Annotated in this window: 8 protein-coding genes and 1 pseudogene; 5 read left to right on the top strand and 4 right to left on the bottom strand. The window is 69.8% G+C overall.

Annotated features, from left to right (window positions below):
• Positions 1–75: 75 nt before the first annotated feature.
• A protein-coding gene (locus IE106_RS07550; RefSeq protein WP_373295914.1) for an IS5 family transposase occupies positions 76–1,013 on the bottom strand; the annotation gives its coding sequence in 2 pieces (ribosomal slippage) (positions 76–608 and positions 608–1,013; 939 coding nt in all).
• Here IE106_RS07550 and IE106_RS07545 point away from each other — a divergent pair.
• Positions 1,002–1,631: a class I SAM-dependent methyltransferase gene (locus IE106_RS07545; protein ID WP_189531100.1), complete on the top strand. Its 630-nt coding sequence runs from the start codon at positions 1,002–1,004 to the stop codon at positions 1,629–1,631. The two genes, IE106_RS07550 and IE106_RS07545, sit on opposite strands and share 12 nt — an antisense overlap.
• A gap of 616 nt (positions 1,632–2,247) precedes the next feature.
• Here IE106_RS07545 and IE106_RS07540 read toward each other — a convergent pair.
• Both IE106_RS07540 and IE106_RS07535 read right to left on the bottom strand, forming a co-directional pair.
• Positions 2,248–2,436: pseudogene (locus tag IE106_RS07540) on the bottom strand (IS5/IS1182 family transposase); the annotation flags it as partial.
• Between the two features lie 47 nt (positions 2,437–2,483).
• On the bottom strand, positions 2,484–2,624 hold the full coding sequence (locus tag IE106_RS07535; protein ID WP_189531098.1) for a hypothetical protein: 141 nt from the start codon (positions 2,622–2,624) through the stop codon (positions 2,484–2,486).
• A gap of 596 nt (positions 2,625–3,220) precedes the next feature.
• Here IE106_RS07535 and mscL point away from each other — a divergent pair.
• The 4 genes from mscL (at position 3,221) to IE106_RS07515 (ending at position 5,220) form a co-directional block, all read left to right on the top strand.
• The gene (gene mscL, locus IE106_RS07530) at positions 3,221–3,664 is read left to right on the top strand and encodes a large conductance mechanosensitive channel protein MscL (protein ID WP_189531096.1); all 444 of its coding nucleotides are present in this window, start codon (positions 3,221–3,223) and stop codon (positions 3,662–3,664) included.
• Between the two features lie 198 nt (positions 3,665–3,862).
• Positions 3,863–4,066 carry a cold-shock protein gene (locus IE106_RS07525; protein WP_055711351.1) on the top strand — a complete coding sequence of 68 codons (204 nt, stop codon included), beginning with the start codon at positions 3,863–3,865 and terminating at the stop codon, positions 4,064–4,066.
• 540 nt (positions 4,067–4,606) lie between these two features.
• The gene (locus IE106_RS07520) at positions 4,607–4,798 is read left to right on the top strand and encodes a hypothetical protein (protein WP_189531094.1); all 192 of its coding nucleotides are present in this window, start codon (positions 4,607–4,609) and stop codon (positions 4,796–4,798) included.
• Positions 4,799–5,025: 227 nt separating this feature from the next.
• Positions 5,026–5,220, top strand: a complete 195-nt coding sequence (locus IE106_RS07515) for a hypothetical protein (protein WP_229840134.1) — start codon at positions 5,026–5,028, stop codon at positions 5,218–5,220.
• A 380-nt stretch (positions 5,221–5,600) separates the two neighbouring features.
• On the opposite strand, the gene IE106_RS07510 is transcribed toward IE106_RS07515, so the two are convergent.
• Positions 5,601–5,873: a DUF6531 domain-containing protein gene (locus IE106_RS07510; RefSeq protein WP_373295913.1), complete on the bottom strand. Its 273-nt coding sequence runs from the start codon at positions 5,871–5,873 to the stop codon at positions 5,601–5,603.
• Between the last annotated feature and the right edge of the window lie 127 nt (positions 5,874–6,000).

The raw sequence follows: 6,000 nt of genomic DNA, 5'->3' as shown, positions 1-6,000 counted from the left end.
CTTCGCCATGATCAAGACCCCGGCCCTGTTAACAACGCTCGTGATCAATACACCTAGGGCGTGTCTGACAAATGATCACCTGGTCGATTCACGAAGCCAGAGAATCAGCGAGACCAGGATGACTCCGGCGCGGTAGCGAGTGGCGAGCTTGTCGAACCTGGTGGCGATCGCACGGAACTGCTTGAGACGGGAGAAGCATCGCTCGACCACGTTGCGGTCGCGGTAGACCTCTTTATCGAAGACGGGTGGGCGGCCGCCGAGGTTGCCGCGTCGACGGCGGTTGGCGATCTGGTCGCGGCGTTCGGGAATCGTGGCAGTGATGCCCCGACGCCGCAGCAGGTGGCGGATCGCCCGGCTGGAATAGGCCTTGTCGCCCAGCACCCGTGTCGGCGTAGTGCGCGGGCGGCCCGTGACGATGCGTGGGATGCAGATCTCGTTAAGGACCTGGGTGAACGCGGTGGCGTCGTTGACATTGCCGGGCGTGAGCACGATCGACAATGGCAGGCCCCGGCCGTCGACGGCGAGGTGGACCTCGGTGGTCAGCCCGCCTCGGGAGCGACCAAGGGCCTGGCGTGCCTGTGAGCGGCCCGGATCTTCCAGATTGTCCTGGCCTGCTGCCCCCTTTTGCGTGCGCCGGCGGCGTGCTGATGGGCCCGGTTGATCGTGGAATCGACGGCGACTGTCCATTCCACCCGGTCCATCGCGTCGTCGCGGACCTGGACATGCTTCAACAGTCTTGCCCAGGTGCCGTCCGCCTCCCAGCGGGCGAACCGCTCGTAAACGGTCTGCCACGGCCCGTACCGCTGGGGCAGGTCGCGCCAAGGAGCCCCAGTCCGCAGCCGCCACAACACACCATTGACCACCTGCCGGTGATCACGCCATGGACGGCCACGTCCGTCCGCCTGCGGCAGCAGGGGCTCTATCCGCTCCCACGCCGCGTCTGTCACCTCGCCTCGAGCTGCCACAAGATTGATTATCGGACCGGCTATAAGGTCCTCCCTGTGGCGAATCATCAGGACGAGACCAGGGCGGCCTACGACGGAGTCGTTGAGCTGTACGCATCGCTGTTCGCAGACCGGCTGGAGACGCAGCCGTTCGCCCGGGCCATGATCAGCACTTTCGCCGAACTGGTGCGCGCGACGGGCAACCTGCGGGCAGCGGACGTTGGATGCGGGCCCGGACATCTGACGGCCATGCTGCACGAATTGGGCCTGGACGCCTTCGGACTCGACCTGTCCCACGGCATGGTCGACCACGCTCGACGGGCCAACCCGGCGCTGCGCTTCCAGGAGGCGCGGATGGAGTCCTTGCCGATCAAGGACGGCGTGCTCGGCGGCGTACTGGCCCACTACTCAATGATCCACACCCCACCGGACGAACTGCCAGAGCTGCTCGCCGAGCAGGTCCGCGTCCTGGCGCCGGGTGGCGTGCTCCTGGTCTCCTTCTTCGGGACCGACGGACCGGAGCCGGTCCAGTTCGACCACAAGGTCGCACCTGCCTACAGCTGGCCGGCGGACCACCTCGCCGAACTGCTGACCGATGCCGGGCTCGTTCCTTTCGCTCGGCTGCTCCACGACCCGGCCTCCGAACGGGGCTTTCTCGACGCACACCTGCTGGCCCGCCGCCCATAGGTTCTGCCCGGCAAAAGGTGCGAGCTGGTCGGCGTGCCTCCGGACCGCCTACTCAACGGGCGCTCGCTGATTCGACAAGAATTGTCAGACAGGTCCTAGGCACTGTCCGGCGGATCATGTGATTACCAGGATCCAGAGGTGTCTGGTCCCTGTTGGCCAGTGCCGGGGGGTGCGGCAGTGATGAGCGGTGCGGGTCCGGTGCTTCCCGCAGCGGACGGCGAACGGGGGGCCTGTGGGGAGTCGGCGGCTGCATGGGTGGCTCGGGGCGGCGGTGGCGCTGCTTCTCGCGGTGTCCGCTGCCATGCTTCTGGGCAGGTCGTGGACCACCTGCGACGTGGGAGTGAACAACGCGGCCGACAGCGGTTTTCTGCTGTGGCTGTTCATCCCTGGCCTCTGGACGGTCCTGCTGCTGGTCTGGGTCGCGGTGGGCGCCCTTCTTGGGAACCGTCCCCTTCTCCATGCCTTTGCCCTCGTGGTGGTGCTCCTCGGTGTTGTCTGGTGTGTCCTCTCGATCTTCTGGGAGGGCGCCGCCACTCCTCCGTGCCCCGGCGGTGTGCCCTCGTGGTGGCCGAGCTTCATCCCCGTCCCGGGATTCCGAGAGGTCGGCCCCGGTGGTTCACGGCTTGAGCCAGAGGCGGACTGCTGCTGCGGTGACGGTGCCGTGGAAGACGCAGGCTCGCTTGTCGTAACGGGTTGCGACAGCACGGGGGGTCTTGAGGCGGTCGATGGTCCGCTCGACCCCGTTGCGGCGCCGGTAGCGGTCAGGGTCGAAGCCGGTGGGTCTTCCGTCCGTGCCGCCTTTGCGTACTTGTCGTGGCGACCGAGCGGACGACGATGCCCCGGCGCCACCCATCAGAACCGCAGCTGCCAGGAGGTCATGATCGCCGCAGCCGCACAGGAGACGATCTTCGCCGTCGTCGAAGCCGCCGTCGACCGGGCCGGCGCCGCCACCGAGTACTGGCCCGCACCCCTCAACGCGTCACGGACGGACATCCGGGGCGGGTACCGCTTGCTGCTTTGGGCACATGAGACCTCATGCACGGACAACACGCGCCTCCCGCGAGCACCCCGTTGGGCCCGACCCTCGCGGTCTCGACGCCGTCGCCCGCCCCGGCCGGCGCCAAGCACTCCCGCCGAGGCCGCATCACCGGCCGCCTGCGCCGCCGGATCCTCGCATACCGGGCAATCGAGTTTCTTTCCGTACACGTCCCAGACGATTCCGGGCGGGGCGAGGAATGTCTGCTCCTCGTCCACGCCCGCCAGGTCGTCGGCCAGGTCCACTACCGGGTCTGCTCCGACTGTGCGCAGGGTGTCATCACGGGTATCGCCATCGACGAGCGCTTCCACAGCACCGGGCTCGGCACCCGGGCACTTTCGCACCTTCGCTCCCGCCACCCGGGCTTCACTTGGCGGAGCACACTGAGCAAACGCACCACACGTGATCTCCTGCGCCGGATGCGCATCCCCACGGTCACCTGTGACCCGCACTGTCCCCACGCGTCGGCAGCCGTCCGACCCGACGCCCGTCAGCGGCTGACAGCGCCGCCGACATCCCGCCCGTAGAAACCGAGATCCTCAAGGAGTGGAAGGTGAAGGGCTTTCGCAGCTTCATCCTGCGCGGCAACGTGGTCGACTTGGCGGTCGGTATCGTCATCGGGGCGGCGTTCACCGCAGTGGTGAACGGCTTCGTCGGCGCCTTCCTGACACCGCTCGTCGGGTTGGCCACCGGTGTGACCGGCGACATGAGCCGCAAGACCTTCACCGTGGGCGCCACCGTGTTCCCCTACGGCACCTTCATCAACGCGGCGATCAGCTTCATCCTCCTCGCCAGCGCGCTGTACTTCCTGGTCGTACTGCCCATCAACAAGCTGCACGAGCGACTCGCCCCGCACCACGACGTGCAGGCACCCAAACGGGACTGCCCCGAATGCCTCAGCCCCGTCCCCGCCCAGGCCCGGCGCTGCGCCTCCTGCACCGCCCCCCTCCCCGTCGTACCCGCCCCATCAGAGGAGACGACCCAGCGCGCCGGGTGACCGCCTCAGGCACCACGGCGGCACCCCCACGGGACGTCTGCCTCCGTGAAGGCAGGCGGCCGGGCGCAGGTGGGCGTGTCGGCGGTCGGATAAGCGGGACGGCAGGGGGTAGAACGGCTGTTGGCTCGCGCGGTCGCGCGAGCCGGAACATGCCCGGATGAAGGGCTGTTCCCGAGCATGAACGAAGGATCGACCAGTATGGCCAGCGGCACCGTGAAGTGGTTCAACGCCGAAAAGGGCTTCGGCTTCATCGAGCAGGACGGCGGGGGCCCGGATGTCTTCGCGCACTACTCCGAGATCAAGGGCAGCGGGTACCGGGAGCTGACCGAGGGTGAGCACGTCACCTTCGACATCGGCCAGGGCCAGAAGGGTCCGCAGGCGCAGAACATCGTCCGAGGCTGAGCGGACGGGAGAGAACGTGGCGTGAGGCGGCTGTCCGGTCCGGCAGCCGCCTCACCCGTGTGGGTCGGCGGCAGCTCCGGGGTCAGGCACGACGACTCGGAGGCGGCGCAGGTGAGGGGCGAGGTCTCCGTGCAGGGCGGCGTACAGCGCGGCGGCCGGTTCGCGGGCGCGGCCTTCGTCTCCCGTCATCGGACAGCACGAAGCAGACGGGACGGGCGGGCGAGTCGGAGTGGCTCTCCCGTGCACGGGCCAGGCGGATCACAGCCCCGCGGATCGAGTCGCACGTGTTGTCGCCGACGGCGTGGTCCGGGCCGGCGGCGAGCGCGTCGGCCTTGCCGGGGTCCATCGGCGGCCCCGGTTCTCGACGGCGAGGAGTCGCCACCGGCCCGCGCCTACGCGACGCCCTGGAGGAGTGCCCGACCGCGGGCGCGCACCGGGCCGGGGTGGACATGCGCCCGGCTGTCCTTCTACGACTGCTCCACGCCGTCCGTACCCTCTAGGCGCGCGGCCAGGGCGCGGAAAGCCGGTGTCTGCTTCGGCGTGAGCAGCGCCGGCTCACCGGTCGTCCAGCGGGTCGGGGGCGAATCCCGGCCAGGGGACCAGCGCGAGCGACCGCTGATCAGCCAGGCGGGGACGGACCGCGCCGCAGCGGCGCGCAGCAGCTCCCTCCTCATCGAGGCCTGGCCGCGGCCGCGCCCGGCGGACGTCCGCCGCGAGTTCGCCGCGGTCTGACCCGGCGGGTACGCCCCCGGACACGAGAGTCCGGCTCATCTCGCGGGTAGGGCGCCGCCGGCCCGGCCGCCCGCCTACGGTTTTTCGCCAGTACGTCGTTTTGTCGCCGTTCGTCGAAGATCAGCTCCATGTGTCCCCACGCGCCCGCTGCACAAGGAGTCCGAGAGCGTCCTCACGGCGGGGACGGCCGTGGTCCGGGTGGGGGTCCGGGGCCGGTAACGATCAACGTGGCGGTGCTGCTCGCGGTCATCGTGGCGCTGCGTTTGCGTCGGCGTACCGAGGCGCGCAGCCGGCGCGACGAGAGGCTGACCGTGGTCATCGTCCTGGCGCTCGGCGTTCTCCCCGCCCCGACCCCGGTGGGGCAGGGGGTCGCGAACGTCCTGGGGGAACCGGCGGGCGGCGTTGCGCAGGCAAGCCGGTGAGCCCCCGCGTGCGCAGGGGCCGCACGCCTGCGGCCAGGCGACCGCCGGCACGACGGCGCGCCCGCACGCCCGGCAGGCGGCCACAGTACGGGGGCGACCGGCTGCAGTCTTCCTCGTGGCTGCGGCCGCGGCCGTCACCCTGGTGGTGACCATCGTCGACTGGCTGCTGACCCACTGGTGGTTCCTGCTCGTCCTCGGCGTGCTCGCGTTCGGTGCCTGGCTTCATCACAAGCAGCAGCGGGCGCGGTGGGAAGCGGTCCGTGCGCGGGGCCTGCGCTACGGGCTGTCGCAGTTGGACGCCCTGCACCACGCCCGGTTCGAGGAGGTGGTGCGGGACCTGATGCGCCGAGACCGTTGCCCGGACGCGGTCCTGGTCGCCGTCAACGTGCGGACGGCGACCAGGACCGGGGTTCGATCAGCAGGTAGCGCTCGTACTCCTGCCACCGCCGCTGGGAGGCCTTCCCCCACGGTGCGTCGAACGAGTTGTAGGTGCGGGCGAGACGCAGCTTCTGTGCCACCTCCGCCACCTCGAAGTCGGTGGCCGCGAGCATCAGGTTGCCGTTGGACAGGTTGATCCGCGCCACCAGCGCATCGGTGATCCGGAACTCGGAGATCTGGTGCCACGGGACCGCGCCCGCGGCGTCGTCGGCCACAACGCGGCGGCCCCTCTCCACCCTGCCGGCGGAGGCCGATCTGCCCGAGCGCCGCTGAGGCCCGCAGCGGCCTCGGACCGAGGCCGCGTCCGACGCACGACCACGTGCCGGGAGCGCATGCGTCGGA

The organism is Streptomyces roseolilacinus (assembly GCF_014649335.1).
Lineage (GTDB): Bacteria > Actinomycetota > Actinomycetes > Streptomycetales > Streptomycetaceae > Streptomyces > Streptomyces roseolilacinus.
The sequence above is the reverse complement of the archived record's forward strand: the minus strand, read 5'-3'. Positions and strand labels throughout refer to the sequence as shown.

Bases quoted from the DNA above. Each gene is read 5' to 3' on its own strand.
- IE106_RS07535 (WP_189531098.1), bottom strand. From the start codon at position 2,624: ATGTCCGTCCGTGACGCGTTGAGGGGTGCGGGCCAGTACTCGGTGGCG.
- IE106_RS07525 (WP_055711351.1), top strand. From the start codon at position 3,863: ATGGCCAGCGGCACCGTGAAGTGGTTCAACGCCGAAAAGGGCTTCGGC.